This is a genomic window from Pelotomaculum propionicicum, assembly GCF_004369225.1.
Taxonomy (GTDB): Bacteria; Bacillota; Desulfotomaculia; order Desulfotomaculales; family Pelotomaculaceae; genus Pelotomaculum_B; species Pelotomaculum_B propionicicum.
In genome coordinates this window covers 25,572-45,397 of sequence record NZ_QFFZ01000029.1, presented here as the reverse complement: position 1 = coordinate 45,397, position 19,826 = coordinate 25,572, and the positions used below count along the sequence as shown (strand labels likewise).

19 protein-coding genes, 1 pseudogene and 1 other annotated feature are annotated in these 19,826 nt (G+C 51.2%); of the genes and pseudogenes, 18 read left to right on the top strand and 2 right to left on the bottom strand.

What is annotated here, in order from left to right; genetic code table 11:
- From Pmgp_RS12520 to Pmgp_RS12510, 3 genes and pseudogenes are all read left to right on the top strand, one after another.
- Positions 1-162: pseudogene (locus tag Pmgp_RS12520) on the top strand (D-alanine--D-alanine ligase A); the annotation flags it as partial.
- A 50-nt stretch (positions 163-212) separates the two neighbouring features.
- Entirely contained in the window at positions 213-1,949 is a 1,737-nt protein-coding gene (locus tag Pmgp_RS12515) for an L-lactate permease (protein ID WP_134214323.1), read from the top strand.
- Positions 1,950-2,061: 112 nt separating this feature from the next.
- Positions 2,062-3,204, top strand: a complete 1,143-nt coding sequence (locus Pmgp_RS12510; RefSeq protein ID WP_134214322.1) for a BsuPI-related putative proteinase inhibitor — start codon at positions 2,062-2,064, stop codon at positions 3,202-3,204.
- A gap of 470 nt (positions 3,205-3,674) precedes the next feature.
- On the opposite strand, the gene Pmgp_RS12505 is transcribed toward Pmgp_RS12510, so the two are convergent.
- The gene (locus Pmgp_RS12505) at positions 3,675-3,887 is read right to left on the bottom strand and encodes an FmdB family zinc ribbon protein (protein ID WP_134214321.1); all 213 of its coding nucleotides are present in this window, start codon (positions 3,885-3,887) and stop codon (positions 3,675-3,677) included.
- 169 nt (positions 3,888-4,056) lie between these two features.
- Between Pmgp_RS12505 and Pmgp_RS12500 the strand changes: the two genes are divergently transcribed.
- From Pmgp_RS12500 to Pmgp_RS12440, 13 genes are all read left to right on the top strand, one after another.
- Positions 4,057-5,622, top strand: coding sequence for an MBL fold metallo-hydrolase RNA specificity domain-containing protein (locus Pmgp_RS12500; RefSeq protein WP_134214320.1), 1,566 nt, complete (start codon positions 4,057-4,059; stop codon positions 5,620-5,622).
- 19 nt (positions 5,623-5,641) lie between these two features.
- Positions 5,642-6,451, top strand: a complete 810-nt coding sequence (pgeF, locus tag Pmgp_RS12495) for a peptidoglycan editing factor PgeF (RefSeq protein WP_134214319.1) — start codon at positions 5,642-5,644, stop codon at positions 6,449-6,451.
- Positions 6,452-6,475: 24 nt separating this feature from the next.
- On the top strand, positions 6,476-7,189 hold the full coding sequence (locus tag Pmgp_RS12490; protein ID WP_134214318.1) for a winged helix-turn-helix domain-containing protein: 714 nt from the start codon (positions 6,476-6,478) through the stop codon (positions 7,187-7,189).
- Positions 7,186-8,571 (top strand): two-component system histidine kinase PnpS, encoded by a 1,386-nt coding sequence (gene pnpS, locus Pmgp_RS12485; protein ID WP_134214317.1) that lies wholly within the window; start codon positions 7,186-7,188, stop codon positions 8,569-8,571. The genes Pmgp_RS12490 and pnpS overlap by 4 nt, the downstream gene beginning before the upstream one ends.
- 199 nt (positions 8,572-8,770) lie before the next feature.
- Positions 8,771-9,655: a biotin/lipoyl attachment domain-containing protein gene (locus Pmgp_RS12480; protein WP_153189218.1), complete on the top strand. Its 885-nt coding sequence runs from the start codon at positions 8,771-8,773 to the stop codon at positions 9,653-9,655.
- Between the two features lie 14 nt (positions 9,656-9,669).
- Positions 9,670-10,353: a YggS family pyridoxal phosphate-dependent enzyme gene (locus Pmgp_RS12475; RefSeq protein ID WP_134214315.1), complete on the top strand. Its 684-nt coding sequence runs from the start codon at positions 9,670-9,672 to the stop codon at positions 10,351-10,353.
- Positions 10,354-10,456: 103 nt separating this feature from the next.
- Positions 10,457-10,903, top strand: a complete 447-nt coding sequence (locus tag Pmgp_RS12470) for a cell division protein SepF (protein WP_134214314.1) — start codon at positions 10,457-10,459, stop codon at positions 10,901-10,903.
- A 24-nt stretch (positions 10,904-10,927) separates the two neighbouring features.
- The gene (gene proC, locus Pmgp_RS12465) at positions 10,928-11,740 is read left to right on the top strand and encodes a pyrroline-5-carboxylate reductase (RefSeq protein WP_134214313.1); all 813 of its coding nucleotides are present in this window, start codon (positions 10,928-10,930) and stop codon (positions 11,738-11,740) included.
- A gap of 75 nt (positions 11,741-11,815) precedes the next feature.
- Positions 11,816-12,106, top strand: coding sequence for a YggT family protein (locus Pmgp_RS12460; protein WP_243119836.1), 291 nt, complete (start codon positions 11,816-11,818; stop codon positions 12,104-12,106).
- Positions 12,107-12,139: 33 nt separating this feature from the next.
- Positions 12,140-12,661 carry a DivIVA domain-containing protein gene (locus Pmgp_RS12455; RefSeq protein WP_134214312.1) on the top strand — a complete coding sequence of 174 codons (522 nt, stop codon included), beginning with the start codon at positions 12,140-12,142 and terminating at the stop codon, positions 12,659-12,661.
- Between the two features lie 92 nt (positions 12,662-12,753).
- Complete coding sequence (locus Pmgp_RS12450) at positions 12,754-13,386, top strand: NUDIX hydrolase (protein ID WP_243119835.1); 633 nt, start codon at positions 12,754-12,756, stop codon at positions 13,384-13,386.
- Positions 13,387-13,432: 46 nt separating this feature from the next.
- Positions 13,433-14,275, top strand: a complete 843-nt coding sequence (locus Pmgp_RS12445) for a DUF2889 domain-containing protein (RefSeq protein WP_192902918.1) — start codon at positions 13,433-13,435, stop codon at positions 14,273-14,275.
- Between the two features lie 4 nt (positions 14,276-14,279).
- Positions 14,280-14,579, top strand: a complete 300-nt coding sequence (locus Pmgp_RS12440; RefSeq protein WP_134214310.1) for a DUF167 domain-containing protein — start codon at positions 14,280-14,282, stop codon at positions 14,577-14,579.
- A gap of 154 nt (positions 14,580-14,733) precedes the next feature.
- Here the strand turns inward: Pmgp_RS12440 and Pmgp_RS12435 are convergent, their stop codons facing one another.
- Positions 14,734-15,882, bottom strand: a complete 1,149-nt coding sequence (locus Pmgp_RS12435) for an HD-GYP domain-containing protein (protein ID WP_134214309.1) — start codon at positions 15,880-15,882, stop codon at positions 14,734-14,736.
- A gap of 213 nt (positions 15,883-16,095) precedes the next feature.
- Positions 16,096-16,352: a binding site (T-box leader), on the top strand.
- Between the two features lie 278 nt (positions 16,353-16,630).
- Here Pmgp_RS12435 and ileS point away from each other — a divergent pair.
- Both ileS and Pmgp_RS12425 read left to right on the top strand, forming a co-directional pair.
- A complete protein-coding gene (ileS, locus tag Pmgp_RS12430) occupies positions 16,631-19,420 on the top strand; it encodes an isoleucine--tRNA ligase (RefSeq protein WP_134214308.1) in 2,790 nt (929 codons plus the stop codon).
- 97 nt (positions 19,421-19,517) lie between these two features.
- The gene (locus tag Pmgp_RS12425; RefSeq protein ID WP_134214307.1) at positions 19,518-19,763 is read left to right on the top strand and encodes a thioredoxin family protein; all 246 of its coding nucleotides are present in this window, start codon (positions 19,518-19,520) and stop codon (positions 19,761-19,763) included.
- Positions 19,764-19,826: the final 63 nt, after the last annotated feature.

The following is a 19,826-nucleotide window of genomic DNA, read 5'->3' as shown; positions in this document are numbered from 1 at the left end:
AATGAAATCAACACCATGCCGGGCTTTACCCGGTTCAGCATGTTCCCCAAGCTGTGGGAGGCAACCGGCATCGGTTACCAGGAATTACTCGACCGTTTAATTGAGCTGGCCATAGAAAGACACCAGGATAAAAACCTTTCTCAAACCAGCCTGAATTTATAAAGTCAATATAGTAATGCAGCAGTGATTCTACCTGTTTGGGGGAGACAGCCTTGACCTGGACACAGTTAACAGATCCAATGGGAAACCTGGGGCTTGCCGCCCTGACAGCTGCGCTGCCGGTGCTTTTCCTGTTCGCGGCCATGGCCGGCCTGCGCTTGAAGGGATATGTGGCAGGGCTGTTGACTGTGTCGCTGGCTGTAGTAATTGCCTCAACAGCTTTCGCCATGCCGGTCCGGTACGCGCTGCAGTCCACTCTTTACGGGGCGCTTTACGGGCTCCTGCCCATCGGGTGGATAGTAGTGACTGCTGTGTTTCTTTACAACATAACCAGCCGGACCGGTCAATTTGAGATAATTAAAAACTCAATAGCCTCTGTAACTGAAGACCGCCGCCTGCAGGCCCTTCTAATAGCTTCTTCCTTCGGCGCTTTTATTGAAGGGGCGGCCGGCTTCGGCACACCGGTGGCCATCACTTCGGCCATGCTGGTGGGATTGGGGTTTAACCCAATTTACGCGGCCGGTATTTGCCTGGTCGCCAACACTGCTCCGGTAGCTTTTGGAGGTGTGGGGCTGCCGGTCATAACCGCCGGCGCTGTCAGCGGGCTTGACGCTATGGCTGTAAGTCAGATGGCAGGCCGCCAGCTGTCGTTGATTTCGCTGCTTGAGCCGTTTTTACTGGTGTTGATTATGTCCGGCCGGCAGGGGATAAGAGAAACCTGGCCTGCCGCGCTGGTCAGCGCTTTATCCTACGCGAGTATGCAGTTTTTTTCCTCCAATTATTTAAATCCCATGCTTCCTTCAATTGTTTCCTCCCTGTTCTCGATCATCTGCCAGGTAGTCTTCCTCAGGTTCTGGAAGCCCAAAAAAATTTGGCGTTTTAAAGACGATCCGGCGCCGGCGCCCAGTGTCAGGAGCTGCAGCTGGGGAGAGATTCTGAAAGCATGGTCCCCTTTCATCATACTGACTGTTTTAATTACTGAATGGGGTTTAAAGCAGGTAAAGCCAGTCCTGGACCTGGTTAGTGTCAAAATAGTGTTCAGCGGCCTGCATAATTTGATCATCGCGGAAGGCAGGCCGGTGGCCGTAATATATAACCTGAACTGGCTTTCCGCGGTAGGCACGGCTATTTTAATCACAGCTGTGCTCAGCGCCGTCCTGCTTAAAGTCAGCCCGCTGCAGTTTGTTAAGATATTCTGGGATACGTTGAAGGCGCTGCGCTTTGCCTTATTGACCATCGCCAGTGTGCTTGGTTTTGCTTATGTCGCCAACTGGTCCGGCATGACTGTGACACTTGGCCGTGCTTTTACCGTTTCCGGCAAGGCCTTCCCCTTCCTGTCTGCTTTCCTGGGCTGGCTGGGTGTGTTCGTCACAGGCAGTGACACTTCTTCCAACGCTCTTTTCTGCAATATGCAGAAAGTGACAGCTGAGTACATGGGCATTAACCCCGTGCTCACTGTGGCGACAAACGCCACCGGTGGGGTGGCGGGCAAAATGATTTCTCTCCAGAGCCTGGTGGTGGGAACATCTTCCACGGGACTGGCCGGGCGTGAGGGAGAACTGTTCCGTTTCACCCTGCCCTACAGCCTTCTGATTACTTTTCTTGTCGCCATAGTCGCGCTTGTCCAGGCCTACCTTTTTCCATGGATGATCCCTGCGGCGAACGCAGCTTCCACAGCGACGCCAGGCGCGGCTGGCGGCGGCATGACAATCCTGCTTGTAACCAGCCTGGCTGTCACCGTATTCGGCATATTTATCTGCCGTATCAAAAGTAATAAACAGGAAAAATAGCCGGAGTCAAGCCAGACATTCTTTTCCCGGCCGGAACTATTCAATTTGGGCTGACATAAAATGAAAAAAATGTTTGTTCAAAATCGGATAGTTGCGAAAGGAAGGGAAAAGAATGGCTACTACCTATATAGTACAGTCGGGGGACACTTTGTTTGAGATTGCGCGGCGCTTTGGCACCACTGTGGAAAGAATTGTCCAGGCTAATAATATTGCAAACCCGAGTGCGATTTATGTAGGCCAGGTGTTAACCATTCCGGGAGGCGGGAACACCGGGGAGAATGATAACACTGGAAGCACAGGGACACTGACAGGCGGTGGGGAGAATTCAACCAGCCGCCGGATAGGCGGACTATTATACACAATTTTTACCAACAAGCGCACTTATACTTTAGGAGAGAATGTATCCATCACTCTGGTTAAGACAAACCAAAGCAGCCGCAGTATAACCCTCCGCTACAATACCGCACAGCGTTTTGATTTTATCGCGAGACGAGTTGCTACTCAGGAGGAAATCTGGCGCTGGTCGCGAGGCCGGTTTTTTGCCCAGCGGGTTGCCGAAATTACCCTGAGACCCGGCCAAAGCCAGGTCTTCCGGGCGACTTGGGACCAGCGGAATAATCAGGGCAGGCAGATTGCACCCGGCAATATCATTATTCAAGGGTTTAATATGGCCAGAGGACTCCAGAACGAATCAGTTTCAACCACAATCAGAGTCCTGGGGGTCGGTCCCACAACCACACCGTCGCCGACAATATCCCCCACGCCCTGCCCCGATATAAATGTGCTGGTAAATCCGGGCTTTGAGAACTGGCCAAACCAGGCCTCACTGCCTAACGGCTGGACGGGAAGCAATATCTACCGGACCACTATCTCACACCGTGGTAATTACGCCGCGGAAATGGGCGCCGTGCACAATCAGAGGGCCACTTTAACGCAAAGGGCGGATGTAGAGCCCGGCAGAATATATGAACTGGCCTGGTGGGCCAGGGAGAATGTCCGGGCGGGTGGAGAGGCAAGGTTTGTCTTGTTTGTGGAAATCCTGTTTTACAACAGGGCGGGCCAGTTTGTGGGCAGGACGGAACCAAGGTACACGCAGGATAATATTCCTAATAACTCTTACCAGAGATACAGCCTTTCCACAGGCCGCGTACCGTCCGGCGCCAGGATCGCGGAAGTCAGGTTTACCTTTGAACCGTCAAGCGGCAATGATAATACGGTAAAAATTGATGACGTGGACCTGCGCTGCATTTTTTAAACCCGAAATAAAAAACATGTTTTTAAACCAGGAAGGCGGAGCCCCATCCGCCTTCTTAAATTTTAGTAGTAGGCCGTAAGCCGTAGGACGTAAGTCGTAGGGCGTAGGTATATCTTGTATTCCTAATAGGTCTTTGGCCCAAAAGAATTACTTTCACACTTACGCCCTGCACCCTACAGCTTACGGCATTCTTCATTGCCCAGCTGGGTTCTGGTGTGAACTATTACCAGGCAAACGCGAGAACCGTTCCCGTTTTGTTTTGGTTTAGATTTGGCCGAACAAAATGTGCGACTGAAGTCGCACCTACTTTTAATGACCCACAGTTATTGCTCAAGATTGTAGGTTCGGATTTATCCGAACTCTTTTACCTCATTCCTGTGAACTATTACCAGGCAAACGCGAGAACGTCCCCGGTTTGCTACTAGAGAGGAATACCCTAATCCCACGTCTCACGTCCCATTTCCCACTTCTCAATGTCCGCAGGTGGCGCAGTTATGTGTGCTGCAGCCGCTGCAGGAGCTTTTGCCCCCGCCGGCGCCCGCGGCGTAAAAGGAAGACATTACCCGGTGGGGCGCCCTGGCCCCGCAGTTGGGGCAGCTGAGTTTCTCCCCGCTTTCTCCGATGGGACATAGTTTTTCAAAATGTCTGCCGCAGGCGGCGCACCTGAATTCGTATATAGGCATGCACATCCGCTCCCTTAATTAGAGTAAAGGATTAAATTAACACTTCTTAGAGTAAGCTCAGGACTGCCGCCTTGTCAAGTAACCCCGAGCTTTTTGTCGACAAAAAGAGGGTTTCTCAGCTGCGGAGATGAATTAGTTTTAATAAAAACTGTGAACCAGGGGGGGTTTTATGCGTCTGCAATTTCTTGGAGCGGCCGGCACAGTAACCGGTTCCTGCTTTTTATTGGATACGGAAAGCACCAGGATTATGATTGAATGCGGCATGTTTCAGGGCAAAAAAGAGGTCCGGGAACGCAACTATGAGAGTTTTAAAGTGCCGCCGCGCAGTGTTAATCACGTCTTGCTTACTCATGCTCACATAGATCACAGTGGGATGATCCCTAAGCTGATCAAAAACGGCTTTAAAGGCAAGGTATATGCCACAGCTCCCACCGTGGAATTATGTGAGGTCCTGCTGCCGGACAGCGCCTATATTCAGGAGATGGAGGTTGAACGGAAAAACCGCAAATTCCGCAGGGCCGGTAAAAGTATGATCGAGCCCATTTATACTGTCAACGAGGCTTACAAAAGCCTGCCGTTCTTTAAAGCAGTCCAGTATGATGAAATAATCCAGGTAACCCCTGATATTAAAGCAAGATTTGTCGATGCGGGGCATATACTTGGATCGGCAATGATTGAAGTCTGGGTAAATGAAAACGGGCGGGAGTCCAAGCTGGTCTTTTCAGGCGACATCGGCAATAAGGACAGGCCGATTATTAAAGACCCTTCCAGTGTTGCCGAGGCGGACTACCTTATTATGGAGTCGACCTACGGGGCCCGCCTGCATGAAAACCATGAGCAGGAAATAGAAGCGCTGCATAAGGTTATCTGGGAGACATATGAAAAAGGCGGCAACTTGATTATCCCGGCCTTCGCGGTTGAACGCACTCAGGACCTGCTTTTCCACCTGTTCCAGCTTGCTGAATCAAAAAGAATGCCCGCCATGACGGTTTACATAGACAGCCCGCTGGCCACAGCCGCTACGGATGTTTTCCGCAAGCACCACGAGGTTTTTGATCAGGTTGCTTCGGAAATAATTAAAAGAGGACAGGACCCCCTGCAGCAGGCCGGCATCAAGTTCACCAAATCGGCCGAGGAATCGAAGGCGCTGAACCAGATTGACAGGGCAATCATTATTTCCGCCAGCGGCATGTGTGAAGCCGGGCGGATCAGGCACCACCTCAAGTATAACCTGTGGCGTCCGGACAGCACCGTGCTTTTCGTAGGCTTCCAGGCTGACGGCAGCCTGGGGCGGCAGATCCTCGACGGCCAGAAAACTGTGAAAATTTTTGGCGATGAGATTGCTGTAAAAGCCGATATCAGGTATATTGAGAGTTATTCAGCCCACGCTGACCAGGCGGGCTTGATCGAGTGGGTCAAAAATTTTACCAGGCCCCCCCGCGAGGTGTTCATCGTGCACGGGGAGCCGGAATCAGCCAGCACGCTGGCCGCACTGCTTAAATCGGAGCTGGGCCTTAAAACCACTATTCCTGAATGGCAGCAGATTGTGGAAATACTGCCGGAGGGAACAGTTAAACCGGAGGAAGAAGTCAGGGCCGCTTACGAGTCACTTGCCGCGAAGCTGCAGAAGCTGGTGGCGGTGGGTATGGAACCGGCGCGCCGGGAGGAAATTCTGGCGCGCATTGCCGAGTTGGAAAATATCATCGACCAGGATGTAAATAAAGCCGCCGTTTAAAGAAAAGAGGAGTAAGAGTTTGCCTGAAACAAGAAAAAACGAATTGGAGGTTTACACTTTCCCGCACCTGCATGACACCGGACTGGTGACACACGGTTTTACCACCCGCGCCGGTGGTGTCAGCAAAGGACACTGGCAGGGTCTGAATACCGCTTTTCATGTCGGGGACAGGGAGTCTCATGTAAAAACTAACAGAGCTCAGGCCTGCCAGGCTCTCGGGATAAACCCCGCGTTTTTGGTGGCCGGCGATCAGGTCCATGGTGATGTTGTGTCAGTAGTCGGGGAGGCCGATAAAGGAAGGGGCGCCTTTTCTGAAAAAGACGCGCTGCCGGGTACGGACGCGCTGGTTACGGCCGCGGCGGGCCTGCCGCTAGCCAGTTTTTATGCTGATTGTGTTCCCATTTTTCTGCTTGATCCGGTAAGCAGGGTTGTTGCCCTGGCGCATGCCGGTTGGAAGGGCACCGCTCTTAAAATCGGGCAGAAAACAGTGGAAAAGATGGAAGCTGCTTTTGGCACAGACCCGCGGGACTGTCTGGCGGGTATCGGGCCTTCCATTGGTCCTTGTTGTTATGAAGTAGATGAGGTGGTTATTGATCAGTTCAGAACCAGCATGCCGGATCTGCCCGGCCTGGCCGGGGCCGCCGCCCCGGGTAAATGGAAGCTGAATTTGTGGGAGGCCAACTGCCGCGTCCTGCTTGACGCAGGGTTAAAGCCCGCTAATATATGGTCTGCTGAAATATGTACCTCCTGCCATAGTGATACATTTTTCTCCTACCGCGCCCACCAGGGGAAAACCGGGCGGATGATGGCGATAATAATGTTAAAGTAGTATTTGCCGGAAGGATGATGGTAATTGTCCAGAATACTCGTAGTTGAGGATGAGACAAATATCCTGGAATTAATTAAGTATAACCTCGAACGGGAGGGTTTCGAGGTGCTGACCGCTTTGGACGGCACGCGGGGGCTGGAGATAGCCCGTGAGGAGTCCCCTGACCTGATCGTGCTTGACGTGATGCTGCCGGGCATGAACGGCCTCGAGGTATGCCGGGAACTGCATCTTGACCATACGACCAGAAACGTCCCGATTATCATGCTGAGCGCCAGGGCTGAGGAACTGGACCGGGTGCTGGGGTTGGAAATGGGCGCCGATGATTATATGGTTAAGCCCTTTAGCCCCAGGGAGCTGGTAGCCAGGGTGAAAGCACGGCTGCGCAGGTATCAGCCTGGTGACCCGCAGGGGGGGAAATTATCACCGGCTAAATGTCTTGAGTTTGGCCGGCTGGTCATAGATGAAGAAAAGTTTGCGGTTTATTTGGGCGGTGACAAACTGGATTTTACGTTGAAAGAGTTTGAACTGCTGCGCTTTTTAGCCCGCCACCAGGGAAAAGTATTCACCCGGGAGCAGCTCTTAGACCAGGTGTGGGGATATGACTATACCGGAGATTCCCGGACTGTCGATGTTCACATCAGGCATATCAGGCAAAAATTTGAGTCTTATCCCGGCTGTGCCGAATATATAGAAACAGTACGCGGTGTGGGATACCGTTTTAAGGAGGGATCCCAGTGACAATCATTGTCAGGGTTTTAAGAAACATAGGCTGGAGGCCGGTTGCCAGTTACTTTTTTATGTTTTTGGTGTTTATCGGGCTGGCTCAGCTGCATACATTGGGGTGGCTGAATTTACTGGTTTTTATGCTGCTGGCGTTTTTGTGCACTTTTTTGCTTGCCTGGATTATGTACAGCAGTTTAATCAACCCGCTGCAGGAGGTTTCAACCATCGCCCGTGAGATAGCTGACGGGAACCTGGAGCACTATATCCCGGTGTCCCCGCAGAATGAAATAGGTGACCTGGCCCGGTCGATAAATTTTCTGGCCAGGACCTTAAAAACGACGCAGGACGACCTGAATACGGAAAGAGGCAGAGTACAGGCCCTTTTAGGCGGCATGTCCGACGGCGTGATCATAATGGACAACTGGGGCCGGGTTATTTTGGTCAACCAGGTGGTGGAAAGGCTGTTCAGGATCACTATGCCCGCCAGCAAAGGCAAAAACATTGTCAGGGTAATCAGGGATTATGAGTTGGAAAAACTGCTCCATGATTCGCTCGAGACAGGCAAGTCAATCAAGAAGCAGATACAGGTTTTGACTCCTGACCGGCGTGTTTTTCGGGTATATGTGACCCCTACCAATACCGGTGAGGACCGGGGAGAGGTTGTCGCCCTGTTGAGGAATATAACAGACAGGAAAATGCTTGAGGAAATGCGCAGTGAGTTTGTCGCCAACGTCTCCCATGAGCTGCGCACCCCCCTGACCTCTGTGCGTGGTTTTGTGGAAACCCTGCTGGACGGGGCGCTGGAAGAGCCTGAGACAGCAAGAAAATTTCTTGAAATTATCAATAAGGAAACTGAGCGCCTTACCAAACTGCTGGATGAATTATTGAGCCTCTCCAGGTATGAAGACAAGAGCAATGTGATTAACATGGAAAGTATCGACATCAGCGACCTGATCAAACGAACTGTGGCCATAATCAGCCCCCGCGCTTTGGAGAAAAATTTGGCTATTACCACCGACCTGCCCGCGGACCTGCCCGCGGTGCAGGGTGACCCTGACATGCTCAGGCAGGTGCTGATTAACCTGATTGATAACGCTATTAACTACACCATGCCGGGCGGGGCAATTTGCGTCGCCGCCGGTATCGAACAGGGCGAATTAAAGGTTGACGTAAAAGACACCGGGGTAGGTATTTCTCCGGAACACATATCCCGCCTTTTCGTGCGCTTTTACCGGGTGGATAAAGCACGCTCCCGTGAACTGGGAGGGACCGGCCTGGGCCTGTCTATTGTAAAACATATTGTAGAAGCTCATAACGGCAGAGTGCAGGTTGAAAGCAAAGTAGGCAAGGGAAGCACCTTCTCATTTATTTTGCCGCTTGCCGGACAGAAAAGGTAAAAAAGCCCCCTGAAGTAAAAAGTATTAAAAAAAGCTTTGGTTTTAGCGCCGGCAGCAGGAGTTGGCATTTATACCGTCGAATAGTCTTCCATTTGAAGGTAATTTTCGGGTATGATGAACTATGGCAAATGACAACAGGTTACCTATGCCTTCAAGGAGGAGAAAAAAGCCAGGCAATTTGTTTTTGAAGGCTTTGCTTTTGACCGCGTTATTGTGTTGCGCATTTTTTTTGGCCAGGCAGTTTATAATTGTTTTTATATCTGACGTACAGTCTTTAACAAGTAAGGAAGTTGGCGAAACTGTCTCCCTGGACGGAATTTTACTAAAAGACGAAAATGTGGCCCGGGCGCCGGCCGGCGGCCTGCTCCGCTTCACCAACCCTGACGGCAGGCGTCTTGAAGTAGGGGCCAAAGCGGCGGATATAGAAACCGCAGGGGAACAGGGGGCGGATGGGCAGACATTTGCTGTGTACACCAGTTCAGCCGGTATATTTTGCAGCCACCTGGACGGACTGGAAAGTACGCTTACACCTGCCAACAGAGATGTATTAGATCTGCCGGGATTAGAAAAAATAGCTGGTAGATCAATGGCCGCCGGGACCAGGGTTGAGAAGGGCCAGCCGATATTTAAGATAATTGACAATCTCTCACCGGTGTTTATATATGGCTCCATAGCAAAAACCTCTCTTCCCGCCGGTTACGCGGACAAGCCGGTGTGGCTGCAGGCGGCCTGGAACAACCTGACTCTAAGGATAAAGTCGTCCAGTCTTGTGGATAAGGGAGACCGGTGGGAAGGTTATTTTCTGCTCTCCGGTTACCCCGAGGCAATAGTACATAACCGTAAGGTCAGCCTGACAGTAACAACAAAACAGCTTAAAGGCCTGCTGGTCCCCAGCAGGGCGGTAGTCTACCGCGCGGGGCAGCCTGGGATTTACATGGTAGTAAAGAAAAAGGCTCAGTGGGAACCGGTGGACATAAAGGGAGAACTTGCCGGCTGGGTCGCCATTGCCGGGGATGAGCTTGTGGAAGGCGCCCGTTATGTCAGCAACCCCGTTTTGGTCAGGGAGGGCTGGTTTGTAGAATAAAGGGTGGGGTTTGCTTGAGTGTTCTGGAAAACCTGAGCTCTGTGCGCGAACGCATCCGCGCCGCCGCTCTCCGCTCAGGCCGGCGCGATGAAGGAATACGCCTGGTGGCGGTAAGCAAGAATATGGGCGTGGATCTGATTAAAGAGGCGCTTGGCTGCGGAGTGTCATGTTTTGGGGAAAACAAGGCCCAGGAGTTTCTGAAAAAATATCCCCAACTCCCGCCGGAACTGGAATGGCACTTCATTGGACACCTGCAGACTAATAAAGTGAGAAAAGTTCTCAGCGCCGTCAGCTTAATCCATTCGCTTGACCGCTGGTCCCTGGCGGAGGAAATACACAGGGTCGCATCTGAGACAAACAAAAAGGCCCAGGCACTGGTCCAGGTTAATGTGGCGGGAGAAGAGTCCAAGTACGGGATTGCTCCGGCTGAAGCCGAAGATTTTGTGGCGGAAGTAACCAGGCTGCAGGGCATCCGGCTGCGGGGGCTGATGACAATCGCACCGGAGTGTGAAGACCCCGAGGAGGTCAGGTATGTATTCCGCCAGGCCAGGGAACTGTCCCGGCGGTTGGAAGAGAGAATACAGGGGTTGAAAATGGAGTACCTGTCCATGGGTATGAGCGGGGACTTTGAAATAGCCGTGGAAGAAGGCGCCAACATGCTGCGGCTGGGCACAGCCGTGTTCGGCAGGAGGTATTAAAGAGAAATATATAAATAATAATGGACACTTACCTGAAAACCTATTAGCGGGAAGGTTTTTAGGGTTTACATAAAAATTTGATATTAAGGAGGTCAGATGCTAGATGAAACTTGTAGATAAAATGTTGAATTTTATGGGTTTTGAGGAGGAAGCTGTAGCAGAGGAAGAAAAAAGCGCCCGTGAGGAATTGCGTGAAGAGCAGCCGTGGCTAAAGAGAAAAGATAAAGAAAAAGAAAAAGGCGCGGTTATCAGCATGCACGCACAACGACAGGTGCGGGTCGTAGTATCTGAGCCAAGGACATTTGATGAAACCAGGAGCATTACTGACAATCTTAAAAACAGGCGTCCGGTTATCGTAAACCTGGAACACGCGGAAGCCGAGTTGGCCCAGCGGGTTGTAGACTTCGTAAGCGGGGCGACTTATGCTTTAAGCGGCAGCATGCAGAAGGTCGGCAACGGTATTTTTCTTTTCGTACCGAATAACATGGATATCTCCAGCGAGTTAAGAGAGCAGGGCAAAGAAAAACTGTTCTCCAAAATGCGTTTTTGATCAATACCTGGGAGGAATAAAAATATGCCTTTAAAAGGGCAGAAAATCGGATTTCTGGGCGGAGGAGCCATGGGCGAAGCTTTGCTGACCGGACTGGTCCGCACCGGCCTGGCTCCCTCTGCTCTATATGTTAGCGATATCAGTGCGCCGCGGCTGGATTACCTGAAGCAAAAACTTGGTGTGAATATAACCACTGATAATGTCGCCATGGTACAAGAGGTTGATATAGTAATCCTGGCGGTGAAGCCGCACCTGGCGGCTGACGTGCTGAAAAATGTTGCCGCGGCGGTGCGCCCCGGCCAGACCTTTATCTCTATAGCCGCCGGTATAACCACCGGTTTGATCGAGTCTTACCTGGAAGGACGCATACCTGTGGTCAGAGTAATGCCGAACACACCCTGCCTGGTCGGTGAGGGGGCAAGCGCGGTCAGCGCCGGTAAATATGCCGCGGAAGATAATGTTGCCATGGCGCTGGCTGTTTTTGGCGCGGCGGGAAAAGCTGTCGAGGTCCCGGAGACCTTGCTGGATTGTGTTACCGGCTTGAGCGGCAGCGGGCCTGCTTATATGTATATGATTTTGGAAGGATTTATTGACGGTGCGGTGCACCTTGGCCTGCCCAGGCAGGTGGCCAGGGAGTTGATGGCCCAGACCATGTTGGGAGCCGCGCGGATGGTGCTGGACAGTGATGAGCACCTGGGTAAGCTGAGGGATCAGGTGACTACACCGGGCGGCACCACTATAGCCGGGCTTTTTGCCATGGAGGAAGGGGCGCTCAGGTCGGTTTTGATGAAGACGGTAGCCGCGGCAGCCCAGCGCTCCCGTGAGCTTTCAGGGTAAACACCAGGAAATTTTCCCGATTCGGAGATGCACCAGCTGATAATTGTTTTCAACAGATAGGGTGTGAGGTGTTTTATGGGTCTTAACATAATGTATCTTATCAGACAGGTTGTAAGCGTAGCTTTTGAAGTGTATTCGTGGATTTTAATTGTGCGGATCTTGCTTTCCTGGATCAAGCACAATCCTTACCAGCCGATTATCAGATTTATTTACGAAGTGACTGAACCTTACCTGCGGATTTTCAGGCGCATCGTCCCTGCTTATGGTCCGGTGGATTTCTCCCCGATTATCGCTTTTTTTGCTCTCCGTATAATAGAGTGGATAGTGATTAGAGTTCTATATTACATCTCGTTAGGTATGTTATAAGCTTACGGAAAAGTTAATCTGAGGTGAAAAGTTGTGCTGACGCCGTTGGACATACAAAAAAAAGAATTTCGCCGTGTTTTTAGGGGTTACAGCGAGGAAGAAGTTGATTCTTTCTTAGACCAGGTTACGCAGGACTACGAAAACCTTCTCCGGGAAATTCAGGCGCTCAAAGATAAAATAAACCAGTATGAACAGAACATCACCCGTTACAGGGAGATTGAGGAAGCAATAAAAAACACTATGGTCATGGCTCAGAAGAACGCGGATGAACTGAGGCAGAATACTGAAAAAGAGGCGGGTGTGATCCTGGACAGGGCAAGGATTGAGGCCGCTCAGCTTACCCGGGAGGCGGAACAGGAAGCGGCGGCGCTGCTGGCTGAAGCTGAGACTAAACTAAGGCAGATCATGGAAGAACAAAACCAGTGCAAAAGAGAATCTCAGATTTTTAAAATTCGCCTGCGCTCTTTCCTGGAAGCCCAGATGAAACTTTTAGAAGATGAGGGAACCGACTTTTCTGATAGTCTTGAGGATGAAGATATTTCAGAAACGGCATAGCTTTAAGAACAACATAATCTGTTTTAATGAAGGCGGCCTGTTGGAACGCCTTCTTTCTGTAAAAAGATAAAATTGTCCGGGGAGTATGCAAGGTGAATGACTTAAAAAGGTTTTTGACAAACAGGCAGCCGGGAATTCAAAATGAAGGCGAGTATTTTGTTTCCGCGGTATTGCTGCCGCTGATTAACAGGAACAATAAGTGCCATGTGCTTTTTGAAGTAAGAGCCAGTCACCTGCGGCGGCAGCCAGGGGAAATTTGTTTTCCGGGCGGCGGGGTTGAAGGTGATGAACTCTCACGGCCGCAGAACACAGCGGTCAGGGAAGCAGTCGAAGAGTTGGGGCTCGACAAAACGCAGATTGATCTGCTGGGACCTCTCGACTACCTGGTCGCGCCGCATGGGACACTGGTTTATCCTTTTGTCGGGCATATTAATAACGGGGCAATTATTGCCCCGAACAAGGCTGAAGTTGAAGAGATTTTTATGGCGCCGGTTGAGTATTTTTTCAACAACCCTCCCGCTCAAAGCAGTGTTGAGGTGGCTACGCGCTATGGCAGGGATTTCCCTTACGACAGGGTCCCCGCGACATATAAAAAAGGGTGGGGCCGGAAATGGTCACTGCCGGTCTATTACTACGAATATGAAGGACACTTCATCTGGGGGATCACCGCCAGGATCCTTTATAACTTTATTAAGGTATATTACAATATCAAAAAGGTACGTTGAATTTTAGCCTGGCGCGTGCGAACCCATGGACAAGGAGGTTAAGCCGGTGAAGTATATTTTTCAGAGAAACTGGTTTAGTTCAGTGAAAAGTTTGGGCAAACAGCAGCTTTTGGCTGAAACCAACCTGATTGGGACTGAAATTGAAGCTGTGGGGAGGTTGGTAATTGATAAATCAACCTTTGTAATAAAGGAAGCCGGCTGGGAGGTATCCCGCTCACCCGGGGGGCTTTTAAATGGCGGCAGGGATGTGCCTGAACTTATTGGGGCAACAGCCTATTTTAACGCGGGGGGAGACCTGCGGCGGGCGGTAGGCGGCGAGGCCGGGGGGTTGGCCAGAGAATTGCTGGCTGAGTGTACCAGGGGCATTATCCAGGCTGAAACTTTTTTATATGTTGAAAGGGGCTTTGGGACGCCGGAGAATTATGGCGCTTACTGGGAAAGAGAGTTTCTTAACTCCTGCCGTTATTACAGCAACCTGGACCGGATCTCCCGCAGGTGGCCGGAGTATGTCGGCGGGTATTGCCCGGGAACAAGCCTTTATAAGCGGGCTAAGAACTGCTCGGTTTTTAAGGCTGCAGGGAAAACAGTCACTTCCGGCGTGTTCAGCGACTCTTTTCATGAGATGAATGTGTGGTTGGAAATCAGCAGGGAAGGCACAGTGGCAGAATGCGGCGGCAGCTTTCTGAGGGCGCCCGACCAGGTCTGCTTTGAAAACGCGGGGTTGCTGGGCCGGCTGCGCGGCCTTACTGTAAGCGGCCTCAGTAAAAAGCAAATCGCAGGTGTGATCGGGGGCTCCGGGGGATGCGACCATTTGGTTGACCTGGTTAATGACCTGTTTAGGGTGTTGGAGAACTTGCCGGGGACCATCGGCCTGAAGATGGGGAGCTGATCTATTGCTTAATGTTAAAGAAGAGAAAGGCTGTGTCTTATTTAAACTGAGGGTTCTGCCACGTTCATCTAAAAATCAGGTTGTCGGCTATTATGATGACGCGGTAAAAATACGCCTGACAGCGGCGCCTCTTGAGGGCAAGGCCAATGAGGCTTGCCGGGCTTTTCTGGCTGATCTTCTGTCAGTGCCGAGGTCCAGGGTCGAGATTGTCTCCGGAGAGGCCAGCCGCAATAAATTGATTAAAGTGGCAGGCATAAGCGCGCAAAAAGTCGTGCAGGTGTTTTCTGCGGCATGTGGGGAGTAGTTGGCAATGCCGCTGATGCGGCACAAAGAAGGATGAAAATTTAGGTTCGATTTCAATCGGACAACGGCGCGCCAGCGCCGGAGGTGTTTGGGGTAATTGCAGCATTGTGCGACTGAAGTCGCACCTACATTTGGCCGCATTTTGCATGAATGCCTTATTGCCCCTGGATTTTTTGCTGAAGCGCTTTGATTTCTTCGACTGTAAGCACCTTGGTGACAAAAAGACTGCCTGCCTCGGCCAGCGATATTTCCTTAGGTGTTGACAGCTGCCGGTGGTTTTGATCAAACAGCAGGTTAACCCTGGGGAAGGTAGAGTACCCTCTGGGTGTGTCAATGACAACGGCTATATAGCCGTTGTTTAATTTAACCAGTGACCCGGATGGGTAAGCGGCTATATTGTATAGAAAAGCGCTGACTATATGCTCCCTGAAAAGGTAGTCTCCTGATGCGGCGCACATTTCATAGGCTTCGTGAGGCGGAAAGGACCTTCTGTACACCCTGTCCGCGGTCAAAGCGTCGAACTTATCAGCTATCGAGATGATTTGAGCTTGCTCTATAAACTTATCATCTTTTATCCCCAGCGGGTAGCCTGAACCATCATAACTCTCGTGATGCTGGTAGGCGATCAGTGCATGGGTTTTGTCCAAATTTTTAGAGTTCAGGATCAAATTATACCCGTAGGTAGTATGTTTTTGAATGGTAGAATACTCTTCTCTGGTTAGCTTGCCAGGTTTATTGAGTATTTCGTCGGGTATTTTTACCTTACCCAGGTCATGCAGCAGGGCGCCTATGCCCAGGTTGGCCAATTCTTCATTATTAAACCCCAAGGTAATGCCGGTCATCAGGGAGAGGACGCAGACATTTACCGAGTGAGCGAATGTGTAGTCATCCTGTGAGCGCAAATCGGTAAGGTTTACCATCAGGGATTTACTGGAAAGCAGCTCGCTGGTAAATTGGTTGACTGTGCTGTAAACTGCCTGGGGCTCTATGACCAGCCTGCCCGCTTCTTTGGTCTCCAACAAAATATTCTTGACCTGCCGTATCGCCGCTACCCTTGTTTCTTTTGCTACAACATCCTGCACGTTCATTTTGAACAGGTTTGCGCCTGCACTGCTCCTGGGTTGTATATCGGGTTCAAGGCCGTCGTCGATATAAACAAAAGGTATGGCATGTTCCTCCAGCTTTTTAATGAAAGCATTAGTCAGAATGCCTCCCTTAAAAATGAGAATCTCACCCCTGCTGCCGTAAACAGTGCGCTGTACTTTCATGCCCGGCAGCAATGAAGACAAACTCATTCTGCTCATAACAATACTCCTATCTTCATTGATAAAAGTAAAAATTTAGAACCTGCCATTTTGTGAGATAAGCTATTAATATAGACTTAATTCTACATTATTATTAATTTTCCTCTATATTTCCTTATATTGCAAAAATATTTGGGATTTTAACGGTTGATAAGATTGCTTTTATTGACTACATCTTTGCTTTTTTATATAATTATGCTTGTTAATTCAAATATAAAGCCTGTGAGCGGGAAGAGTAAACGGAGATGAAACGCTTCAGAGAGCCCGGATAAGGTGAGAGCCGGGTGCGTTAATACTGTTGAAAATCACCCGGGAGGCGCTGGCTGAAACTTTTTTCGGGAGTAAGCTTGGCCGGTTCGCCGTCGTTATAAGGCGACTTTAAGTGGTTTGGCCAGCCGTGCCCATTGCCATCAAGTAATGTGCCGGAGCCGGCAGTTAGGGTGGTACCGCGGGTAGATCCCGTCCCTTGAGGACGGGTTTTTGTTTTTTGGGGGCACTGTGAAAGCGGCGCCTAGCTTCGTTAGACAGTTCCGGCCGGGTACTCACGTACGAAATAAGTACGCTCCGTCCCGTCCGGCCCTGTCTTCCTCGCTATGCTTGCTTTTTACAGTAACTGGTACTGTTTTTCTTTAACTTACTTTGTATTTGCATTTTGTTTATATAATATTTCTCATGTTAGTGCTTTTTTTGACAGTACCAGGTAGGTTTTTTAGATTTGTTTAACATAATAGAGTGAGGTGCTTTAGAAATGGATTACAGCCAAACCTTGAATTTACCTAAAACCGACTTTCCGATGAGGGCGAATTTACCGGAAAGAGAGCCGGAGTTTTTAAAGTTCTGGGAAGAGATTGATATTTACCGGAAGGTCCAGGAAAAAAACAGCGGGCGCCCGAAGTTCATCCTGCATGACGGGCCTCCCTATGCCAACGGGCATATCCACCTGGGCCACGTTTTGAATAAAGTGCTGAAGGACATAGTGGTTAAATTCCACTCCATGGCGGGCTATGACGCGCCCTATGTGCCTGGTTGGGATACGCACGGCCTGCCCATCGAGCAGCAGGCGATCAAGGCTTTTGGCCTGAACCGCCACGAGATAGACCCGGTGGGGTTCAGGAATAAGTGCAAGGACTTTGCTTTAAAGTTTGTGGATATCCAGAGGGAGGAGTTTAAGCGGCTGGGTGTAAGGGGCATGTGGGAAAAACCCTACCTTACCCTGATGCCTCATTTCGAAGCGCGCCAGATCGGTGTTTTTGGTGATATGGCGGAAAAAGGCTATATCTACAAGGGTTTGAAGCCAGTCTACTGGTGTGCCACCTGTGAAACAGCCCTGGCGGAGGCTGAAGTGGAGTATGGTGATAAGCACTCGTCTTCCATTTATGTTAGATTTCCGGTTAAAGACGGCAAAGGCATTCTCCCGGAAAAGGATACCTACGTGGTAATCTGGACAACCACGCCCTGGACTCTTCCCGCTAACGTGGCTATCTGCCTGCACCCGGATTTTGAGTATGTGCTGCTGAGATCGGGTCAGGAAAAATACCTGGTGGCCAAAGAGTTGAAAGACAATTTTCTGGAAACTGCCGGCTTGCCGGACGGGGGAACGGCCGGCAATTATAAAGGAACAGAACTGGAGCTGGTTGAGTGCGGCCACCCGTTCGCAGGCAGGACTTCCCTGCTGATCCTGGGTGATCATGTCACTCTTGACCAGGGCACCGGCTGTGTGCATACAGCGCCGGGGCACGGCATGGAAGACTTTGTTGTCGGTAAGAAATACAACCTGCCGGTAATATCTCCAGTAGACGCCAAAGGCCGCTTTACTGAAGAGGGAGGATTGTTTGCCGGGCAGTTCTACCTGGACGCGAATAAGGCGGTGCTTGAAGAGTTGAAAAACGGGGGGAGCCTGATGCACCACTCGACTGTGCTGCACCAGTATCCCCACTGCTGGCGCTGCAAAAAGCCGGTTTTCTTCCGGGCTACGGAGCAGTGGTTCGCCTCAATTGACGGCTTCCGGCAGCCTATCCTGGACGAGATCAGGAAGGTGCGCTGGATCCCCGCCTGGGGTGAGGAGCGTATTTACAGTATGGTAGCCAACCGCGGCGACTGGTGCATTTCACGGCAGCGCAGCTGGGGTGTGCCCATACCGATCTTTTACTGCCGGGATTGCGGCAAAGAATTAATAAACCAAAAGACAATTAAGCACCTGCAGGGTCTTTTCCGGCAGCATGGCTCTGATATCTGGTTTGCCAGGCCCGCGCAGGAGCTCTTGCCCGCCGGGGTAGCCTGCCAGCAGTGCGGCTGCCGGGAGTTTACCAAGGAGACGGATATCATGGATGTCTGGTTTGACTCGGGCACCAGCCACTTGGGGGTGCTGGATGAAAAATCGGTCTGGCCGGACCTGAGCTGGCCGGCGGACCTCTACCTGGAAGGCAGCGACCAGCACCGGGGCTGGTTCAACTCATCGCTGTCCACGTCTGTGGCTGTTACCGGCCAGGCGCCCTACAGGGCGGTGCTCACGCACGGCTTTGTGGTTGATGAGCAGGGCCGCAAACAATCCAAGTCGCTGGGCAACGTGGTTGACCCGGCTAAAGTGATCAAGCAGATGGGGGCCGATATCCTGCGCTTGTGGGTGAGTTCCGCTGACTACCGGAGCGACCTGGCTGCGTCACCAAGTATTTTGAAGCAGGTTTCTGAGGCTTACCGCAAGATCAGAAATACCTGCCGTTTCCTGCTGGGCAACCTTTACGATTTTAACCCGGCCAAGGACAGGGCGCGCCGTGAGGATTTGCTTGAAATAGACCGCTGGGCGCAGGCCAGGCTGCAGAAACTGGTGCGGAAAGCGACCGCTGCTTACCGCGATTATGAATACCATGTGGTTTACCACACCATCCATGACTTCTGCACCATTGATATGAGCGCGCTCTACCTCGATATCATCAAGGACCGGCTTTACACCATGCCCGCCGCCTCGTCAGAGCGCCGGGCCGCCCAGACGGTGATGTATGATGTGCTGTCGGTACTGGTCCGCCTGCTGGCCCCGGTCCTGGCTTTTACTTCCGAGGAAATTTGGCGGCACATGCCTGGTGATAAAGGCGGCCTGGCCAGTGTCCAGCTGGCCGAAATGCCGGAGGCTGTGGAGGAATATCTTGATCCGGAACTGGAGCAGAAATGGGAGCGCCTGCTGGCAGTGCGCGGTGAAGTAACCAAGGCTCTGGAAGCGGCGCGGCGGGACAAACTGATCGGCAACTCACTGGAGGCTGTGGTGGATATCTATGCCGGCCCGGAGCTGTATGCTTTCCTGCAGCCTATATCGGCTGATTTAGCCACATTATTTATAGTATCAGGTGTAGACCTTAAGGCCTTGGGAAGTGAACCGGCAAGCGCCAGGAAAATTGAATCCATCCCGGAACTGACTGTAGCGGTGCGGCCTGCCGGCACAGGTAAATGTGAGCGCTGCTGGATGTATCACGAGGGCGTCGGCGCTGACGCCGCTCACCCGACCCTCTGTCCCAGGTGCGCGGGGGTTGTAAGATCTAATTTCTAGGAGGATTTGCCGTCTGACCGCAGAAAATAGTATATTATATGGGAGGGAAGGTCGCTTCCGAAATGCCGTTTTTAATGAGAAAGGTGGCCGTTAAGATATGGATATTAAAATACTGGGTCCTGGCTGCAGAAGATGCAAGACGCTGGCCAAAGATGTTGAAGATGTTGTAAACGGTCTTGACCTGGACATCAGGATTGAGAAGGTGGAGAAAATGGAGGATATATTAAAATTCAACATACTGCGGACGCCAGGCCTGGTCATAGACGGTAAACTGATCTCAAGCGGGCGGGTACCTTCCAAAAGCGAGATTAAAAAGTGGATTCAGGAAAGAACCGAAAAATAAATTTCAACTACAAGCTGCTGCTAACCCAGCAGCTTTTATACGTGAACTTCTGCTCGGGTTTTT

What these genes read in the sequence shown, in the direction of transcription:
- Pmgp_RS12510 (WP_134214322.1), top strand. Translation starts at nt 2,062, where the DNA reads ATGGCTACTACCTATATAGTACAGTCGGGGGACACTTTGTTTGAGATT.
- Pmgp_RS12505 (WP_134214321.1), bottom strand. Translation starts at nt 3,887, where the DNA reads ATGCCTATATACGAATTCAGGTGCGCCGCCTGCGGCAGACATTTTGAA.
- Pmgp_RS12500 (WP_134214320.1), top strand. Translation starts at nt 4,057, where the DNA reads ATGCGTCTGCAATTTCTTGGAGCGGCCGGCACAGTAACCGGTTCCTGC.
- Pmgp_RS12470 (WP_134214314.1), top strand. Translation starts at nt 10,457, where the DNA reads ATGAAACTTGTAGATAAAATGTTGAATTTTATGGGTTTTGAGGAGGAA.
- proC (WP_134214313.1), top strand. Translation starts at nt 10,928, where the DNA reads ATGCCTTTAAAAGGGCAGAAAATCGGATTTCTGGGCGGAGGAGCCATG.
- Pmgp_RS12460 (WP_243119836.1), top strand. Translation starts at nt 11,816, where the DNA reads ATGGGTCTTAACATAATGTATCTTATCAGACAGGTTGTAAGCGTAGCT.
- Pmgp_RS12435 (WP_134214309.1), bottom strand. Translation starts at nt 15,882, where the DNA reads ATGAGCAGAATGAGTTTGTCTTCATTGCTGCCGGGCATGAAAGTACAG.
- ileS (WP_134214308.1), top strand. Translation starts at nt 16,631, where the DNA reads ATGGATTACAGCCAAACCTTGAATTTACCTAAAACCGACTTTCCGATG.
- Pmgp_RS12425 (WP_134214307.1), top strand. Translation starts at nt 19,518, where the DNA reads ATGGATATTAAAATACTGGGTCCTGGCTGCAGAAGATGCAAGACGCTG.